Source organism: Actinacidiphila cocklensis (genome assembly GCF_907177275.1).
GTDB lineage: Bacteria > Actinomycetota > Actinomycetes > Streptomycetales > Streptomycetaceae > Actinacidiphila > Actinacidiphila cocklensis.
Genome location: NZ_CAJSLV010000043.1, coordinates 93,516 through 112,565 on the forward strand (window position 1 = coordinate 93,516; position 19,050 = coordinate 112,565).

Below are 19,050 nucleotides of genomic sequence, written 5' to 3' on the forward strand. Positions count from 1 at the left end.
TGTAAGTAAACTTTACTAACCGGAAAGGTGGCTGAAGTGGTGCTCCATATCCCAGTCCCGAGTCGCCGCACAGACCATCGCAGACCCCTCCGCCGGTCGATCGGCGCCGCGCTCCTCGCCGTGGTGGGGACGGTGGCAGCCATGATGGCGCCCACCGCGAGCGCCACCCCGTCCAGCGATGGCGCGGCGACCGTCAGCGCCGCCGTGACCGCCCCCGCCAGCTTCACGCACCCCGGCGTCCTGCTCGGCAAGTCCCAACTGGACCTGATCCGCACCCGGGTCAACGGTGGCGTCGAGCCGCAGAAGAGCGCCTGGTCGCAGATGCTGGCCAGTTCGTATGCCTCGCTGTCGTACACGCCCCACCCGCGGTCCACCGTCGAGTGCGGCCCGTCGTCGAACCCCGACTACGGGTGCAGCGACGAGCGGGAGGACGCGATCGCCGCCTACACCGATGCACTGGCCTGGTACGTGACCGGCAACACCAGCTACGCGAAGAAGGCGATCCAGATCATGGACGCCTGGTCGGGGACCATCACCACGCACACCAACTCCAACGCCCCGCTGCAGACCGGCTGGGCCGGGACGGTGTGGTCGGAGTCCGCGGAGATCGTCAAGTACACCTACGGCGGCGGCTGGTCGAACTCCGCCCGCTTCGACACCATGCTGCGCAACGTCTACCTCCCCGTCGTGATCCAGGGCGCCCCGGACAAGAACGGCAACTGGGAGCTGATCATGATGGACGCCGCCGTCGGGATCTCGGTCCACCTCGACGACGCCGCGAGCTACAACAAGGCGATGTCCATCTTCACGGGCCGTGTCCCGGCATACGTCTACACCACCTCCGACGGCAGCCAGCCCGCCTACCCGCCGCGCTCCAGCGTCAACACCACCAGCGAGCTGATCAACTACTGGTTCGGGCAGAGCACCTTCGTCAACGGCCTCGCCCAGGAGACCTGCCGCGACTTCGGCCACACCGGCTGGGGCATCGACGCCATCGCGCACGTCGCCGAGACCGCGCGCCTGCAGGGCACCGACCTGTGGTCGCAGCTGGCGACCCGGATGCGCTACACCTACGAGTTCCACGCCGGCTACGACAACGGTGCCTCCGTCCCGTCCTCGATCTGCGGCGGCAATGCGAACCTCGGCCTCGGACCCGTCACCGAGATCGGGTACAGCGCGCTCCACAACCGGCTCGGACTCAGCCTGGCCAACACCCAGAAGTACACCCTTGCCCACCGGCCCGAAGGCACCGACGACCACTGGATCGCCTGGGAGACCCTCACCCACGGAGACATTGGGACACCGACGTCCAGCGACTTCTCCGTCTCGCTGTCCCCGGTCTCGGGGAGTGTGAAGGCGGGTTCGGCGGTGTCGGCGGCGGTGTCGACGGCGGTGACGTCGGGTTCGGCGGAGTCGGTGGCGTTGTCGGCGTCGGGTCTGCCGTCGGGTGCGAGCGCGTCGTTCAGCCCGTCCTCGGTGACCTCCGGTGGCAGCAGCACGCTGACGATCACCACCGGCGCCGCGACCCCCGCCGGGACGTACGCGGTCACGGTGACCGGCACGGCGGCGACCGGGACCCACACCGCGACCTACACCCTCACCGTCACCACGGGCTCCGCGGCCAACGACTTCTCCGTGGCCCTCTCCCCGGCCTCGGGGAGTGTGACCGCCGGCTCCGCGGCGACCACCACCGTGTCGACGGCGGTGACGTCGGGTTCGGCGGAGTCGGTGGCGTTGTCGGCGTCGGGTCTGCCGTCGGGTGCGAGTGCGTCGTTCAGCCCGTCCGCGGTGACCTCCGGTGGCAGCAGCACGCTGACGATCACCACCAGCGCCGCGACCCCCGCCGGGACGTACGCGGTCACGGTGACCGGCACCGCCGCGACCGGGACCCACACCGCCACCTACACCCTCACCGTCACCGCGCCGTCCGGCGGCACCTGCAACCCTGCGTGGACTGCCACCGCCTCCTACATCCCCAACGACAAGGTCTCCTACAGCGGCCACAACTACACCGCCTTGTACTGGAGCACGGGCGTCACCCCCGGCTCCGCCATCGCCTGGAACATCTGGCAGGACAACGGAACCTGCTGACACCAGCCGAGCACGTGACCCGCCTGTGGGATGTCTCGGCACGTAGGTGTCCCACAGGCGGGAGAGCCCGTCGCGCGAGCCGACGCATCGTCAATTGCCTTACTGGTCCGCGGACGCGCCGGCAACGAGTACTACGTCTCGACCATGGGCGACGGTGACGCACCGAACAACGGACCCGTCTCCGAGGCCCAGGGCTACGGCATGAACATCGTGCCGCTGATGGCCGGCTACGACCCCGTACTTGTCACTTCGCGCCGGCTTCGGGAGAACACAGCCCTCGCCTGCGCGCCGGGCAAGCACACGCTAGCCAACCCGGCGCAGCCGAATCAGTGCGCTCCCCCAGTCCCCGGTCGGCAGCCGGTGGTCCAGGGGCAGCCCGGCGGTGGCCAGCACCCGGCCGGTCGCCCGAAGGCCGCCCGCCTCGCTGTGCTCCTCGTACAGGCCCGCCGGGGCGAGCCCTTGCAGCCGCAGCGCTCCCGGCGCGGGCCGCACCCCGGGGTGCGGATGGTAGAGCAGGACGGCGACCTGGTCGCCGTACACGTACTGGACGGCCGACAGGCCCCGGCCGGGCTCGGACCCGAGCCGGTACTGCTCGCCGTGCTGAATCGTGGTGCGGATATTTTTGTAGGCCGCCACCAGTCGGCGTGCCTCGGCAAGGTCAGTCGACGACCACGCGTGGAGGTTGCCGCCGACACCAAGTGCGCCGGCCATGGCGACGTGGAAGCGGTACGCCAGCGGGGCCCGCGCCGCGTCGGTGACCCAGGCGGCCATCACGCCGGGCGGGTAGACCTGGCCGAAGCCGTGCTGGATGGACTGGCGGTGGAAGGCGTCGGTGTTGTCCGAGGTCCACACCTCGTCGGTGCGGGCGAGCATGCCGAAGTCCACCCTGCCGCCGCCCCCGGCGCATGACTCGATGCGCAACGCCGGGTGGTCGGCGCGCAGCCGGTCCATCACCGCGTACACGTTGCGGGTGTGGTCGATCCACAGCCGGTCCTGGTCGCCGACGCCGTCCCCGTCCTGCTCGCGGGCGGGCCAGCCGGCCTGCGAGAAAGCGCGGTTCATGTCCCACTTGAGGAAGTCGATGCCATGGTCGCCGACCAGTTTGTCCAGCCATCCGAAGGCCCACTCGCGGACGTCCTCGCGGGCGAAGTTGAGCACGAGTTGGGTGCGCAGTTCGTCGCGGCGGCGGTGCGGGTAATGCAGCACCCAGTCCGGGTGTGCCCGGTAGAGGTCGCTGTCCGGGTTGACCATCTCCGGCTCCACCCAGACCCCGAAGCCCATGCCGAGCCGCCGCACCTCATCGGCGAGCCGACCGAGCCCTGCGGGGAAGCGGTCCGGGTTGGGCCACCAGTCTCCCAGTCCCGCACTGCTGTTCACCCGGCTGCCGAACCAGCCGTCGTCCATGACGAACAGTTCCACCCCCAGGTCCGCCGCCTTGCGGGCGATCTCCAACTGGCCGGCCTCGTCCACGTCGAAGGCCACCGCCTCCCAGGAGTTGTAGAGGACGGGCCGCACCTCGCCGGCCGCCGGCAGCACGTGGCGGCGGGCATGGGCGTGCCAGGCACGGCTGGCCGCGCCGAAGCCGCCGTCGGTCCACAGGCCGAGCACCGGCGGGGTGGTCAGCTCCTCCCCCGGCCGCAGCCGCCAGGTCACCCCGTCGTGGCCGAAGCCGGCGGTCACCGAGACCCGGTTCTCGAAGCGGCGCTGCGCGGTCAGCCGCCAGGTCCCGCTCCAGGCCAGCGCCACCCCCCACACCTCGCCGCGTTCCTCCGTGGCCGTGCCGTCGTCCAGCATCACCCACGGGTTGGCGTGGTGGCCGGTGATGCCGTGCCGGCTGCCGAGGGTGAACTCGCCTTGCGGCAGCGGCTCTCGGACCAGTTGGTTCTCCGCCGACCAGGCACCGAAGACCGCGCTGTACCGGTAGGCCGCCAGCTCGGGCAGCAGCCAGTTGCCGGAGTCGGCGCGGTGCACCGCGATGTGGCCGGGGCGCGCTCCCGTGTGTCGCAGCGTCACCCACCGCTCGACGACGTCCGTTGCCTCCCGTACTCGGTAGTGCAGCACGACTTCCAGCGGATAGTGGGTGTCGGCGAGGACCAGGTCGAGCTGAGCGCTTTCGACTCCGGGCGTCATCTCGTCGGCGACCAGGGTGAGTTCGAGCGAGCGCACCCCGCCGGGGAAGGTCACCTGGAGCGAGGGCACACCCCACCGCAGGCCGCCGTCGATCGGCAGCTGCTCCTCGATGTCGAGCGGTAGGTTGTACGGGGCGATGGTGTACGCGCGGCCGGCGAGCCCCGCTGCTTCGTCCAGGGTCAGCCGCGCGCCCCAGTGCAGCTGAACCAGTGTGCCGTGCCCAGTCGCGTGCAGCGCGTACGTGGTGTGCGCGGTGGACAGGGACCAGACCCGCCGCTCGCGGTCGACAGCAACGGACGCCATGGACTTTCCTTCCGTGATGTTCTGTGCGGTGGCTGCTGTGGTGAGCCGTGCCACGGTGGTGAAACGCGGTCAACCCTTCGTCGCCCCGCTGGTCAGCCCTCTCACGAAGTGCCTCTGCAGCGCGAGGTAGAGGACCAGCACCGGCAACGTCGCCAGGAACATCAGGCCGAACACCGTGCCGTAGTCCGCCTGGTACTGGCCGATCGCCCGGTAGATCCCGGTGGTGACCGTGGTGCCGTTTCCGGGGCCGAGGATGACCAGAGGGTCGATGAAGTCGTTCCAGATCCAGACGCCGAAGAAGATCACCGCGCTGGCGGTGGCCGGGCGCAGCAGCGGGAAGACGATCCGCCAGAAGACGGTGAACGGGCTCGCCCCGTCGATCGCCGCGGCCTCCTCCATCTCGACCGGGATGCTGCGGACGAACCCGGCGAAGACGAACACCCCGAAGGGCACGTAGTAGCCGACGTTGAACAGCACCAGGCCCTGCACGGTCGCCATCAGGTGGAAGTCGCGCAGGACGTGGGTTATGGGCAGCAGGATCACCTGCGGCGGGACCATCAACCCCGACAACAGCACCAGGGTCGCCGCCCGGCCCCAGCGGGAGTGCGTACGGGCCAGATAGTGGCCGAGCATCGAGGACAGCACGGTGAGCAGGATCACCGAGAGCGTGGTGACGAGCAGGCTGTTGGTGAGGCTCACCCAGAACAGGTGGTCGGGGCGGTCCATCACCGTCCGCAGGTTGTCCAAGGTGGGACGGGTTGGCAGCGAGGCGGGGCTGGGGGCGATGTCGGCGCCGGGCTTGAAGGTGTTCGCCAGCACCACGTAGAGCGGTACGGCGAACAGCGCGCCGAGCGCGGTGACGGCCAGCGGCCGCAGCCACGACGGGCCGGCGCCCGTACGCGTGCGCGTCGCCGTACGCCTTTCGCGTTCCGTCCTCCCGCCGCGGTCGGTCATGGCGGTCACAGGTCCACCTCCCGGCGCTGGAGCAGGCGCAGCACCACCGCGGAGGCGGTGGCGACGATCAGGAGCATCACGACGGCCATCGCGGAGGCGTATCCCTGGTGGTTGGCGATGAAGCCGGTCTGCAGGGTGAGGAATGCCACGGTGGCGGTGGTGCCGGAGCCGGGGCCACCGTTGGTGATCACCTGGATGTGGTCGTACGCCTTGAAGGCGCTGATCAGCAGGACCACGGTGTTGATGGTGAGGGCCGGGGCGAGCAGCGGCCAGGTGACATGGCGGAAGCGGCTGAAGGCGGTGGCGCCGTCGATGGATGCGGCCTCGTAGAGCTCGTCGGGCACCGACTGCAGGCCGGCCAGGTAGACCACGACGCAGAAGCCGAGCATCTGCCAGGCCATGATGGCCGCCACGGAGTACAGGGCGAGGGAGGGGTCGGAGAGCCAGCCGACCGGGGCGGCGCCGATCCAGCCCAGCGTCTGGTTGACCGCGCCCTCGTCGGCGAGCAGCCGGGTCCATACGATGGAGACCACCACCGAGCTGAGCACCATGGGCACGAAGAACACGCCGCGCCAGGCGTTGTAGAACCAGCCCTTGCGGTTGAGCAGCAGTGCGATGCCCAGGCCGGCCGCGTTGGGGACGATCACCAGGATCACGGTGAGGACGGTGGTGACGCGCAGCGAGGTCAGGAATTCCTGGTCGTGCAGGAGCGTCCGGTAGTTGTCCAGGCCCACGAAGTGGGTGTGCGGGTTGAACGGGTTGTAGTTGGTGAGGCTGTACCAGAAGCTCAGGGCCACCGGGGCGAGCACGAAGCAGCCGTAGACCAGCAGGCCCGGCGTGCCGAACAGGCCGAAGTGGGCGAGGGCCGCGCGGGCCCTGCGGGACCGGCCCCGGCCTGCCGCGAGGTGTGCCCGAGGGGCCGGCTCGCGGCGCGCGGCCCGAAGTTCGGTGACCATGGGTCAGGATGCCTTCTTCCACTCGGTGTCCAGGTACGCGGCCGCCGACCCGGGTGACTTGCGGCCGAGGATCACGTCCTGGGCGGCGGCGAAGACCTTGGCATCGACGCCGGGCAGCAGCGCGTCGCCGCCGGTCTCCCAGGCGAACGCCTTGACGGTCGTCCTGTCTTTGACCGCGCGCGTCCACAGGTCGTAGGTCTCGGTGAAGACGGGGCCCATGTCGCTCGGCGGGGTGTAGCCCTTGATCGCGGGGAAGAGGGCGTCGGACCGCACGGAGGCGTCGAGGTTGGTCTTGTCGAGCTGGAAGGCGAGGGCAAACTTGCGGGCAGCGTCCAGGTGCTTGGAGCGGGCGTTCACGTCGAGGCCGCCGCCGGTGTACTGCGACAGCAGCTCGGAGCCGTCGTCGGTGGGCCACGCGAACACACCGATGTCGTTCTTGATCGGGCTCTTGTCCCCCGCCGCGGCGAACCACGACCCCATCGGGTACATCGCGCCCTTGCCCTTGAGGAAGGCCTGCTCGGTGGCGGCGTAGTCCAGCGAGACCATCTTGGAGTCGATGTAGCCCTTGCGGGCGAGGTCACCGACCTTCCTCAGCGCCCCGGTGAAGTCCGGGGCGGCGAACTTCACCTGCCCGGACCGGCGTTTGAGCATCCAGTCGGGGTCCTTGCGGTAGACGTCGGTGGCGACGGTGCCGGTCAGCGGCAACACGCTGGGGAAGGCGTCCTTGCCGCCGCCGACCACGAAGGGGGTGGTGCCCTCGGCCTTCAGCCTGGCGCAGTCGGCGAGGAGCTCGGCGTACGTCCTGGGCGGCGTGGTGATGCCGGCCGCGGCGAACATCGACTTGCGGTAGTAGACGTCCGGGATGGTCTGGGTGTTGGTGGGCAGTTGGTAGACCTTGCCGTTGATCGCGCCGCCGTCCGGCACCAGGAAGTCCTTCAGTTCGCCGGGCTGCCAGGCGTAGAGGTCGCCTGCCTCGGCGAAGCCGCTGGGGCTGACCGCGATCATCACGTCCGGGAGCTGCCCGGAGGCGCGCAGCTGCTTGGCGTAAGCGGTGCGGTCGGCACTCGGCGAGACCAGCTTCTTGACCTTGATGTCGGGGTACTTCGCGGTGATCCGCTTGATCGCCGCGTCCCAGTAGGAGGGCGGCAGATTGGGCGTCTCGAAGGTCAGGAAGGTGATCTCCTGGGCGTTCTTGTCACCGCCGGGGGACGAGGAGGATTCCCCGCCCACCGAGCAGGCGCTGAGGGGGGCTGCCATGGAGAGGGCGAGGAGCACGGCTGCGGTGGTACGGGTTCGTGGCATCGCGGGGTTCCTCCGACTGCAGAACGGCAGAGCGGGTCAGGCCGTCGCGGGCCTCGGGGGGCGGCCGTGGCGACCCGTGAACGCTCACGTGAACGCTCTCGGATGAGAGTGGGGCCGCTCGCACCGACTGTCAAGGGAGTCGACGCGGTTCAGGCGGGCGCGGCACCGGAGGCCAGGAGGTTTCACGTGAGCGCTCTCGATACCCAGCAGGCACAATGGCAGTCCCGGCGGCAGTCCGGGGCCGGTCGGGCGGAAGGTTAGAGTGCCAATCGTGTCTACAACCAACAAGCCGCGGCGCGTCACCATCGACGATGTGGCGCGCTCCACCGGGGTGTCCCGGCAGACGGTGTCGCGGGCGATCAACGACAAGCCGGAGATCGACCCCGCCACCCGGCAGCGCATCCTGACGGTGGCGCAGGAGATGGGCTACCGGCCCAGCCGGTTCGCCCGCGGCATGGTCCGGCAGTCCACCACCACGCTCGGCCTGGTGATCGCGGACGTGCTCAACCCCTTCTTCCCCGAAGTGGTGGCCGGTGTGCTGGAGGCGGCCGACGCCCGCGGCTGGCAGGTGGTGATCTACACCACCGCCTCCGAGTTGAGCCGGGAACAGAAGGTCGCCGAGACCGTGGTGGACCACGTGGACGCCTGCGTGGCCTTCCTGCTCGACGCGGCCGCGATCGCCCGGGTCGCCGACTCCGGCATGCCCTTCGTGCTGATGGGCAACGAGGACCGGCCGGTGGAACTGTCCACCGTGCGGATCGACTTCGCCTCCGGCATCCGGCAGGCGTTCGACCACCTGGTCTCGCGCGGCCACCGCAGGATCGCCATGATCGACGACCGCAATCGCGCCGAGTCCGGCGCCCCCGACGTGCGCAGCGGTCTGTTCACCGCGGCCGCCGCCGAGTACGGCCTGCCCGTCGAGCCGCACTGGCGGCAACTGGCCACCAACTCCGTGCAGGGCGGCGCCGCCGCGATGGAGCGCCTGCTGGAGACCGCGCCGGAGGTGACGGCGGTGGTCTCGTACAACGACATGATCGCCATCGGCGCGATGCGGCACGCGATGGCGCGCGGGCTGGCCGTGCCGGGCGACTGCGCCTTCGTCGGCTTCGACGGGCTGACCCTGGGCGAGCTGGTGGACCCTCCGCTGACCACCCTCTCCATCGACAAGCGGCGGCTGGGACAGGCCGCCGTCGAGCAGGCGGCCGCCCAGATGGCGGGCACCGGGGCCATGGCGGACACGGTGGTACGCACGGAGCTGATGGTGCGGGCATCGACGTGAGACGGTAGTCGGGGACACGTAGGGGTGAGTGCCTGGACGAGGGTGGCCGGGAGCGGTCACCGAGCCGCTGGTGACCGCTCCCGGCCGGTTCATGACGGTGGCCCTTCGGCTAGCTGACGGTGACCCGGAGGATCTTGTCGGCGCCGTCGGCCGCTCCGCCGTTGTTGTCGGAGTTGGTGGTCGTCAGCCAGAACTGGTCGACGCCGGGCACCTTGGAGACCGTGCGCAGCCGGCCGTAGGTGCCGACGTAGTACGAACTGGCGGCGCCGACGTTCTCCGTGTCGCCGCTGATCGGGATGCGCCACAGCCGCTCGCCGCGCAGCGCGGCCATGTAGATGACGTTGCGGACGATGGTGATGCCGCTGGGCGAGGCCTGGTCGACCGGCCAGGTGGCCTTGGGGTTGGTCATGCCGGAGGTGGAGCAGGTGCCCTCGCAGGTGGGCCAGCCGTAGTCGTTGCCCGGCTTGATCAGGTTCAGCTCGTCGTAGGCGCTGTTGCCGAACTCCGCCTCCCACAGCCGGCCGTTGCGGTCGAAGACCATGCCCTGCGGGTTGCGGTGGCCGTAGCTGTAGACGTAGTTGCCGAAGGGGTTGCCGGGGGCGGGCTGGCCCGCGGTGGTCAGCCGCAGGATCTTGCCGTTGAGCGAGGTCTTGTCCTGGGCGAGGCTGGAGGTCTGGGCGTCGCCGGTGGAGGCGTAGAGGTAGCCGTCCGGGCCGAACGCCAGCCGTCCGCCGTTGTGGTACTTGTTCTTCATGATGCCTTGGAGCAGCACGGTGTAGCCGCTCAGCGACGTGCCGTCGTACGTCATCCGCACGATCCTGTTGCCCTCGGACGCGGTGTGGAAGAAGTAGACGTAGTGATTGGCGGTCCAGTTGGGGTCGACGGCCACGCCCAGCAGACCGCCTTCGCCCGTGGTGCCGACGACGTTGGGAACCGTGCCCACGCGGGTCTTGGTGCCGTCCAGCGACACCTTCCACACCCGGCCTTCCTCGGAGCCGGTGTCGGTGAAGTCACCGCGCTCGGTGACCAGCGCGTTCTTGCCGTCCGGCAGCCAGGCGATGCCCCAGGGGATCGTCCAGCCGGTGGACAGGGCGCTGATGGAGGACGGGACCCCGCCGTCAGTGGAGCAGGTGGGGGTGGTGAAGCTGACGCTGTTGCTCTGCGCCGAGATGTTTCCCGCCTGGTCCCTGGCCACGACGTTGAGCGTGTAGGGGCTGTTGCAGGCAAGGCCGGTGAGGGTGGCGGCGGCGGCCGGCGGGGCGCCGGTCACGGTCTTGTAGACGGTGGCTCCGCTGCGCACGTCGTACGCGGTGACGCCGGTGTCGTCGCTCGACGCGGTCCAGCTCAGGTTGACGGCGTTGGCGGTCAGGCCGGAGTACGTCAGGTTCGCGGGTGCCGTCGGCGCGGTGGTGTCGGAGCTGGGCAGAGTGGTGCAGTCCACCGTCGGCGTGGCGGCCGAGGCGTTGCCGGCCGCGTCCCGTGCGATGACCGACAGGCTGTAGGTGGTGTTGGCGGTCAGCCCGGTGATCGCCTTGCTGGTGGCGGTGCCGGGCGCTTCGCCGATCTTGTTGCCGTGCTCGTAGAGGTCGTAGGCGACGACGCCGACATTGTCGCTGGACGCACCCCAGCCGAGGGTGACGGCGGACTCGCTCACCCCGCTGCAGCTCGCCGCGCCCGGGGTGGTCGGCGGCTGGGTGTCGGCCGCGACACCGACGGTCAGCTTGTCGAGGTTGGGGCCGCCGTCAGCGGTGTTGGACGTGGCACGGACGGTGTTGGTGCCCGCGAGCAGGCTGGCGTTGACGGTCTTGGTGGCCCAGGTGTTCCAGTCGGCGGTGGGCGGGAAGGACAGGGCGGCGGCGATCGTGACGCCGTTGACCGTGACGGTCATCGGGCGGTCGGTGGTGGTGCCGTTGGCGTAACGGAAGGCCAGACTTGTGCTGCCCGCGGTGGCGGCGCTCACCGTGATCTGGAGGTACGAACCGGCGACGTTGGTGAGGTCGACGAAGCCGGTGCCGGTGTAGCCGGTGTGGTTGGTGGCGATGGCGCCCTGGGAGATGGTGGCGTCCTCGGCCTGGTAGTCGGCTCCGGTCGCGGCGGTAACCGAGAAGTCGAGGTAGTCCAGGTTCGCGAGGCCGTTCGCGGTGGTCGCCGTCAGCCGGACGGTGTTGTCGCCGGCGACGACCGGGGCGGTGACCGTCACCGTCGACCAGCTGTCCCAGTCGGCCGTGGGCGGGAAGGATTTGGCGGCGGCGATCGCCGAGCCGTTCACGGAGACGTCAGCGGGCCGGTCGGAGGTCGTGCCGTTGGCGTAGCCGAAGGCCAGCGTCGCCGTGCCGGCGGTGCTCGCGTTGACGGTGAACTCCACGAAGACGCCGCCGGCGTTGGTGGTGTCGACGAAGCCGGAACCGGAGTAGTTCAGATGGTTGGTGGCCACCGCGCCCGAGGAGACGGCGGCGTTCTCCGCCTCGTAGCGGGTGGCGGCCGCGTGCGCCGACTGCGCGAACTGCAGTAGTCCGGCGACCAGCAGAGCCACGGTGCCGGCCGCCACGAGGCGGAACGTACTCCTGCCCTGGTGGCGGATGCGCGTCAGGAGGTGCATGTGCTTCCTTTCCCTGGAACGGTGGAACGCGGTGTGTGACGTGCGACCTTCGGGACGTGCGTGCTTCGCCGCTCAGCCCGCGTACTTCACGACGATCTTGGTGAAGTCGTACGGCGACTGGGAGACGCCGCTGCACGAGTCGGCGTCGCTGCCGGAGCCGCAGGCGCGGTCGCGGTTGATCGACCAGAAGGCGAACCGAGCCAGGTGGTGGGTCTGGGCGTAGCCGAGGATGGTGGTGAAGTCTGCTGCGGTGACGACCTCGTCGGACTCGTCGGTGTCGCCGTTCATGGACGAGACGCCGATGTGCCGGTACGCGGTGTCGTCCGTGTACCCGTAGGCGCTCTTCACGGCGCTCTTGAGCCCTTCGAGTGCGCTGACGCTGGCCTGGCCCATGGTGCCGCTGTGGCCGCCGAAGTCGAACGGCATGATCACCCAGCCATCGTTGCCGAGGCCGGCGGCCGCCCCCTTGTTGATCAGGTCCTTTCCGGTGGAGTCGGGGCCGGTCGGCGTCGTGCCGAACGTGACGTAGGTGACGATGCCCGGGTTTCCGGTCTTGACGATCTTCAGCGCGTCGACGACCCGCTGCCGGACGGCGGAGCTGGAGAACTCGGTGTTCTCGATGTCGATGTCGATCGCCTTGAGGTGGTAGGCGTCGATGACCTTCTGGTACGCGCCCGCCAGCGAACTGGCGGAGGTGCACTTCTCGCCGAGCTTGTTGCCGGACCAGCCGCCGAAGGAGACCACGACGTCGCCGCCGGCGGAGCGGATGGAGTTGATGGCGGACTGGTCGGAGCCGCCGGTGAGCGGGCGGGAGCCGTCCCACTTGGGGTTGCAGGTCCCGTCGGAGAGCATGAAGGCGAGGGTGAACCACTTCACCCCGGTTGACGACATGACGCTCGTGGGCGATTGGGGACTGCCCCAGCCCAGGTACTCGTACGGGGCCGCCGCCATCGCGCCGGGCCCTGTGACGGCCCCTGCCGAGGCGTCCACGTAGTCCAGATTGGGCCCACCGTTGGACGTCGTGGCGGTGAGCCGGACGGTGTTGCTGCCTGCGGCGAGGTCGACCGGGAGGGTGGTCGAGGTCCAGGTGTCCCAGGAGCCGGTGCCGTTGAACGCCTTGCCCGCCGAGACGACCGAGCCGTTCACGGCGACGTCCATCGGTCGGTTGGTGGTGGTGCCGTTGGCGTAACGGATGGTCAGGTCGGTGGAGCCGGCGGTGGCGGCGTCGATCGTGAACTGCGTGTACGAGCCGGTCACGTTGGTGTAGTCGACGAAGCCGGTGCCGGAGTACCCGGTGTGGTTGGCCGCGACGGTGCCTTGCGAGATGGTCGCGTTCTCCGCCTCGTAGCGGGTGGCGGCGGCCTGCGCCGAGGTGGCGGCGGTGGCGAGCAGGCCCGTCAGCCCGAGCCCGGCGGCGAGCGATGCGCTCAGCAGCGCGCGGGGGGTGGGGAGTAAGGGGTGCACGTCGGGTTCCTTCGCTGTGGACGCTGGATGTTCCGTTAGGAAAGCTTCCTAACTAATGGAGCATGTGACCGCTCCCGGGACCTGTTGTCAACAGGTCCCGGGAGATTCCGGGCCGCGAGTGCTAACTCACGTCCAGATAGTCCAGGTTCGCGTCGCCGTTCGCTGTCGTAGCCGCGACCCGGACGGTGCTGGTCCCGGCCGGCAGCGACACGGTCAGCCGGTTGTCGGCCCAGGTGTCCCAGGAGCCGGTGCCGGGGAAGGAGCGCCCGGCGGAGACCGTTGTACCGTTCACCGAGACATCGGCAGGACGGTCCGTGGTGGTGCCGTTGGCATAACGGATGGCCAGGGTCGCGGTGCGCGCGGCGCCGGATGTCACCGTCCATTCCACGTAGGCCCCGGTGGTGTTCTCGGTGTTCACGAAACCGGTGCCGGAGTAGTTCTGGTGATTGGTGTCCACCGTGCCGCCAGCGGAAATGGCGGCATTCTCCGCCTCGTACCGCGTGGTGGTCGCCGAGGTCGGCGTGGCACGGATCAGCCGGGTTTCCCCCGGCCGGAGCGTGGCGCTGTAGGAGTTCGCGATCGTGCCCTTGTCGGACCCCGACCACAGGTCGGTGACCTGGGCGCTGCCGGAGAACCCGACCTGCGTCCAGTCCACACTCGCCGTGGAGCTGCCGGAGGTACCGGTGTTGAACAGCGCCACGACGTATGAGCCGTCGGCCTCCTTCTTGCGCCACACCTGGTTGACGCCGCTGCTGACGACCCGTGCGGCAGCCGTCCCGTCCTGGTCGACGCCGATCAGCCGGTCATTGGTGAGCATGGTCTTGTCGGTGGAGTCGAGCGCGGTCAGGTCGGTGCCCAGCAGCAGCGGCGAGCCCGCCATCGCCCAGAGGGTGAAAGCCGAGCGGCGCTGGTCGGCGGTGAGCCCGACCTGGTCGCCGTTGCCGATCTCCAGCGAGTCCAGGTCGTTCCAGCCGCCGGGCCCCGCGTACGGCTGCCAGCTCGCCGCCGTCGCGAACCGGCTGGACACGTGCGACCAGTCGGTCAGCGGGTAGCCGCTGCCGTTCGGCCCCGGGCCGCAGTAGCACTCCACATCACCCTGGGTTCGCCAGCTGTTGGCCAGCTTCTTCCAGGTCGTGGCCTCGGCGATCGGCAGGTTGTTGGACAGCGCGAAGGTGATCGGCCGTCCGGTCGCCCGCAGCGCGGCGTCCCACGCCTGGACGTCCGGGATGTCGGCGGAGCCGACGCCGTCGATCTTGAGGTAGTCAACCCCCCATGAAGCGAACTGCCTCGCCCAGGAGTTGACGAAGTCCTGGGATCCCGGCTTGCTGTAGTCGATGTAGTACATGTTCTTGCAGTTGTAGTTCTTCTCCGTCTTCGAGGTGTCGGCGATGTCCTGGGCGTGGTAGGACGTGCCCTCGATCGGCGTGTTCTTCAGGACCGCGTTCTTGGCGATTCCCGGCGTCACGTAGAAACCGAACTTCAGCCCCTTGGCGTGGATGTAGTCCGCGAGCGCCTTGATGCCGTCGGGGAATCTCGTGGTGTCGACCGTCCAGCGGCCGTAGGAGTCCACAGCGAATCCGTTGGAGTCGCACTTCTGCCAGAAGTCGTCGAGGTTGACGTAGACGAAACCGTGGGTGTTCAGTCCGCTGCTGACCATCGCGTCGGCCTGGGCCTTGATCGCGGCCTCGGTCGGGGTGCGGCGGACGAAGCTCCAGCTGCTCCACCCCATGGCGGGTCGGATCGACTGGCCGTTGTCGGAGGCGTACGAGGCCGGAGCCCCGGCCGTCGTCGCCACGGTGAGCCCCGCCGCGGAGAGCGCGAGGACGCTCACGGAGCCCAGCAGCGCCCTGAGTCGTGCGGCCATGGCATGTGCGGTCACTGCGGCACCTCCAGGTAGTCCAGATTCGGGTCGCCGTTGACGGTGGCCGCCGCGACGCGGATGGTGTTGGCTCCCGCGTTCAACGGCACCGTGACCGTCGCGTCGGCCCAGGTGTCCCAGGAGCCGGTGCCACCGAAGGAATGCGCCGCGGCCACCGTCGTGCCGTTGACGATCACGTCGGCCGGCCGGTCGGCCGTCGTCCCGTTGGCGTAGCGGACGGTCACCGGTACGCTCCTGGCCGCTGCCGCGTTCACCGTCCACTCCACGTACCCGCCGACTGCGTTGTCGGTGTTGACGAACCCGCTGCCGGAGTAGTTCAGATGGTTGGCGTCCACCGTGCTGCCGGCCGAGTACGCGGCGTCCTCCGCCTCGTAACGGGCCGGCGCCGCGCGCGTGGCGGCGGTGGCGTACGCCGCGCCGAGCCAGCTCTCGTCGAGCCGCAGCCGCTTGTAGCGGGTGGTGTCGGTGGAGGCGGCGTAGGTGGAGTCCACCTCCAGACGGACGTAGCGGGTGGACGCGGACGGCACGTCGATGAATGCCACTCCGCGACGGTCGGGCAGGGTGCCGGTCTTCACTGTGGTCCAACTGGAGCCGTCGCCGCTCTCCAGCACCTTGTACGCATTGATCCGCGCCGAGGTCTCGGTCGAGGACCGGGCGTAACTGACCGAGTCCTCCCGCTGGTTGAGGCCGATGTACTTGACGGTCTTCGCCGAACCGAGGTCGTAGGTCACGGTGACGGGGAGCGTCTTGTTGTTGTCCCAGTACGCCAGGTAGCTGCCGTCGGCCGCGGCGGAGGCGGCGTGGCCGCTCGCCGAGGCGCTCGCGGTCACCGTGTACGAGGACGGCGGATAGATCCCGGTCCGGCCGTTGGTGACCACCGTGAAGACGGTGTCGTACGGGTCCCAGCTTCCGAGTCCGGTCAGGGTCAGCGTGCCGCCGGACTGGGTGAACGGTATGGCGGCCCCGGTGCGCAGGTTGGTCACCGAGGAGACCCGGTAGCCGTTGTCCCTGATCTTGAGGGTGCTGGTGGTGGGTGGCGTGACGACGTGGATGTACTGCAGGTCGGGGTCGGTCTTGCTGATGGTGGTGACCCCGTGGGCGCCGTCGTTCCAGAAGCCGGGCTTGAGGCCGCCGTACATGTAGCCGCCGCCCTCCGTGTCGTGGATCGAGGGCCAGATCTGGCTGAGATAGGTGTTGGCGAAGTTGTTGAACACCTCCTGGTTCGCGGGGAACTTGCCGCTCACCTGGGCGGTCTCGGCCATCAGGGCCTTGACCGAGGAGCCGGCGTTGGTGATCAGCCGGCCGAGGGTGAGTAGTTTGTCGACCGTGGGATCAGTGCCGTCGTACCACCACGCGCCGGTGGAGGGCAGTTTGAAGTCGGCCTCGGTGAGGCGCGGCTGAGCGGTGTAGAGGGCCTGCGGATAGTCGTAGGACGGCGTCATGCCCGTCTTCTGCTCATTGCTAATCATGTCCATGATCAGCGTGTCTTCGTTGTTGTTGCTGATCGTGTAGTTCGGGCGCTGCTGGTAGATCTGCTGGTAGAGGTTGTGGTCGAGCCAGTACTGGTTGTCGTTGTCGATCCAGAAGCCGCCCAGGTTCGGGTAGCGGTTCATGACCTCGAAGAAGTTGTCGTAGGAGAACTCCCCGAAGCCGTCGCGGGTGGTGAGGTCCACGCTGTGGCCCGCGTAGGAGGAGAAGGCGGCCGAGTCCAGCCACTCGTGGCCGCCGTCGTCGTGCCACTGCGGGTCGTCCGTCATGTAGAGGATGACCTTGAGTCCCTTGGCGGACGCGGCGTTGATCAGCTCGCCGAGGAAGTCGCGCTGGGTGTGGCAACTGCCGGGGATCGCCGACGGCCACGGGCGGGCGTATCCGAGGCGGCTGTGGAAGGTGGCCAGCACCAGGTACTGGACGTGCAGCTTCTGCGCCTCGGTCACCCAGTAGTCCGGGGTCCAGCCGCCGTTGGTGACGTCGGTCTCCCACTGGGAGCAGCTGGTGTGCTGCGGGGAGGTGCGCTCGCCCCAGTGCAGGAACAGGCCGCCGGTGGAGGCGCGCAGGAAGTCCTGCCGGGGGTTGGTGAGATCGGCCCGCGCGGCCGGGCCGGGCAGCAGCAGCGCCGAGCCGAGGAGCATCGACAGCACGGCGAGCCAGCGCGCGAGCACTCTGCGGCTCATGCGGGACCGTCCAGGTAGTCGAGGTTGGCGTCGCCGTTCGCGGTGGTCGCGGCCACGCGGATGGTGTTGGCACCGGCCTGCAACGGCACCGTGAGGGTCGCGTCGGCCCAGGCGTCCCACGAACCGGTGCCGGCGAAGGAATGCGCCGCCGCCACTGTCGTACCGTTGACGATCACGTCTGCCGGCCGGTCGGTCGTGGTGCCGTTGGCGTACCGGAGGGTGACGGGGTACGACCCGGCGGCCGCCGAGTTCACCGTGAACTCCACGTACGCACCCGCGGCGTTGTCGGTGTTGACGAACCCGCTGCCTGAGTAGTTCAGATGGTTGGCGTCCACCGTGCTGCCGGCCGAGTACGCGGCGTCCTCCGCCTCGTAGCGGGTCGAGGGCGTCGGGCAGTGCTGGGTGGAGCTGCTGGAGTTGACACGGGGCGCCGAACCCGTGGTGGTAACGCTGCCGGTCACACAGTAGCCGGTCACGCTTTGGAAGCCGAGGTCGTAGGCGCTCGCACTGCCGCGCTGCACCGTGAAGTGGTCGAAGACGAGGTCGGAGCCGGTGTTGGCGATGACGGCCGGACGGTCGTCGTTGGAGGCGAACTTCACCCCGGAACCGCTGAACCGGAGATTGTCCGCGTTGTGGATGTACCACCCGTACGCGGGCCGGGTGCCGATGCTGCTGGGGTTGTAGTCGGTGGCGTTGTTACTCGGCACGGAGGTGGAGATCGCGGAACTGCCTCCGGGGACGGTTATGTTGACGTTGGTGAACGTCTCGTCCGTGATGTGGTTGCCGCCGGACTCGCCCCAGATGGTCGGGGTGAACGACGGGGACACACCGGTCGCGGAGATGTTGTCGTAGGTGATGCCACTGATGTGGCCCGTTCCGGGGCTGTTGCCGCAGCGCTTTCTCGTCCCGATCTTCTGCATGATCGGCGAGTGCACGCCGGTCATGGTGATGTCCCGGTAGTGGACGTCGGAGATGTTCGCGCCGTCCATCGTCACCATGCCCAGGCCCGACTTGGAGGCGCCGGTGATGGTGATTCCCTGGAACTGGTAGTCGGTGAAGTCGCCGCAGGTCTCCGAGCCGAACATCAGCGCGTTGCAGCACTGGGCGGACAGTGTCGAACCGGTCACCGTGACGTGGCCGTTGGGCAGCTTGGCGCCCAGCGCATAGTCGCTCTTGAAGACCAGCGCGTCGTCGTTCGCCGCGATATGTGCGTTGGTGATGGTGGCGTTGGTGGTGCTGATGACGTTCCAGCCGTCGCGGTCGCTCGCCGTGTCGATGGTCAGGTGGTCCGAGGTGACGTGGTCGCAGCCGTTGATCAGGGCGCCGAAGTGGCCGCCTCGGCGCAGGGTGATCCCGCTGAGGGTCAGGTTCTTGCAGTGTGTCAGCGAGATGATCTTGTCGGCCTGGCCGGAGCCGGGGTTGCCGGTGATCAGGTTGCCGGCGCCGTCGATCGTGCCGGAGCCGGTGAAGCCGATGTTGGTCAGGCCGTCGCCGTAGATCATGGCGTCGTGGAAGTGGCTGTGGCCGTAGTCCTGGTAGGCGTCGTACGGGTTCGGTTCGGCCGCGTCGTAGGTGTCGGCGCTGGAGCCGAGGACGGTGGACCCGGCGTCGAGCTGGAGGGTCACATTGCTCTTCATGTGGATGGTGTGCTTGGACTTGTAGTTCCCCGAGGGGAACTCCACGATTCCGCCGCCGGCCGAGTTGGCGGCGGTGATGGCCTTGTTGACCGCCGGGCTGTCGTCGGTCGAGCCGTCGCCGGTAGCTCCGTAGCTCCTCACGTCGAAGACGGAGACGGCCGGAGTGACCGTCGTCCGCGCGGACGGCGCAGCGGCGGACGGCGCAGCGTGGGCGGACGACGACCAGAAGAGGCCGATCACCACCGCCACGACCAAGCCCAGGAGCGTACAGGTTCTCTTCATAGG

Annotated in this window: 10 protein-coding genes and 1 pseudogene; 2 read left to right on the plus strand and 9 right to left on the minus strand. The window is 69.0% G+C overall.

What is annotated here, in order from left to right:
* Positions 1–141: 141 nt before the first annotated feature.
* Positions 142–1,293, plus strand: a pseudogene (locus tag NFU81_RS07235) (alginate lyase family protein); the annotation flags it as partial.
* A 1,101-nt stretch (positions 1,294–2,394) separates the two neighbouring features.
* Here the strand turns inward: NFU81_RS07235 and NFU81_RS07240 are convergent.
* The 4 genes from NFU81_RS07240 to NFU81_RS07255 form a co-directional block, all read right to left on the minus strand.
* A complete protein-coding gene (locus NFU81_RS07240; protein ID WP_251486209.1) occupies positions 2,395–4,524 on the minus strand; it encodes an alpha-galactosidase in 2,130 nt (709 codons plus the stop codon).
* Between the two features lie 69 nt (positions 4,525–4,593).
* The gene (locus NFU81_RS07245; RefSeq protein ID WP_251486399.1) at positions 4,594–5,478 is read right to left on the minus strand and encodes a carbohydrate ABC transporter permease; all 885 of its coding nucleotides are present in this window, start codon (positions 5,476–5,478) and stop codon (positions 4,594–4,596) included.
* A gap of 5 nt (positions 5,479–5,483) precedes the next feature.
* Positions 5,484–6,434, minus strand: a complete 951-nt coding sequence (locus tag NFU81_RS07250) for a carbohydrate ABC transporter permease (RefSeq protein ID WP_251486211.1) — start codon at positions 6,432–6,434, stop codon at positions 5,484–5,486.
* Between the two features lie 3 nt (positions 6,435–6,437).
* Complete coding sequence (locus NFU81_RS07255; RefSeq protein ID WP_251486215.1) at positions 6,438–7,736, minus strand: ABC transporter substrate-binding protein; 1,299 nt, start codon at positions 7,734–7,736, stop codon at positions 6,438–6,440.
* Positions 7,737–8,007: 271 nt separating this feature from the next.
* Here NFU81_RS07255 and NFU81_RS07260 point away from each other — a divergent pair, with 271 nt between their 5' ends.
* The gene (locus NFU81_RS07260) at positions 8,008–9,015 is read left to right on the plus strand and encodes a LacI family DNA-binding transcriptional regulator (RefSeq protein ID WP_251486218.1); all 1,008 of its coding nucleotides are present in this window, start codon (positions 8,008–8,010) and stop codon (positions 9,013–9,015) included.
* Positions 9,016–9,124: 109 nt separating this feature from the next.
* Here the strand turns inward: NFU81_RS07260 and NFU81_RS07265 are convergent, their stop codons facing one another.
* The 5 genes from NFU81_RS07265 to NFU81_RS07285 all read right to left on the minus strand — a co-directional run bounded on the left by NFU81_RS07265 (position 9,125) and on the right by NFU81_RS07285 (position 19,047).
* A complete protein-coding gene (locus NFU81_RS07265; RefSeq protein WP_251486221.1) occupies positions 9,125–11,614 on the minus strand; it encodes a PQQ-dependent sugar dehydrogenase in 2,490 nt (829 codons plus the stop codon).
* Positions 11,615–11,686: 72 nt separating this feature from the next.
* Positions 11,687–13,078 (minus strand): carbohydrate-binding protein, encoded by a 1,392-nt coding sequence (locus NFU81_RS07270; RefSeq protein ID WP_251486223.1) that lies wholly within the window; start codon positions 13,076–13,078, stop codon positions 11,687–11,689.
* A gap of 121 nt (positions 13,079–13,199) precedes the next feature.
* Positions 13,200–14,957 (minus strand): carbohydrate-binding protein, encoded by a 1,758-nt coding sequence (locus tag NFU81_RS07275; RefSeq protein ID WP_251486225.1) that lies wholly within the window; start codon positions 14,955–14,957, stop codon positions 13,200–13,202.
* Positions 14,954–17,128, minus strand: a complete 2,175-nt coding sequence (locus NFU81_RS07280; RefSeq protein WP_251486227.1) for a discoidin domain-containing protein — start codon at positions 17,126–17,128, stop codon at positions 14,954–14,956. Before NFU81_RS07280 ends, NFU81_RS07275 begins: the two co-directional genes overlap by 4 nt.
* Entirely contained in the window at positions 17,125–19,047 is a 1,923-nt protein-coding gene (locus tag NFU81_RS07285; RefSeq protein WP_251486230.1) for a glycosyl hydrolase family 28 protein, read from the minus strand. Before NFU81_RS07285 ends, NFU81_RS07280 begins: the two co-directional genes overlap by 4 nt.
* Between the last annotated feature and the right edge of the window lie 3 nt (positions 19,048–19,050).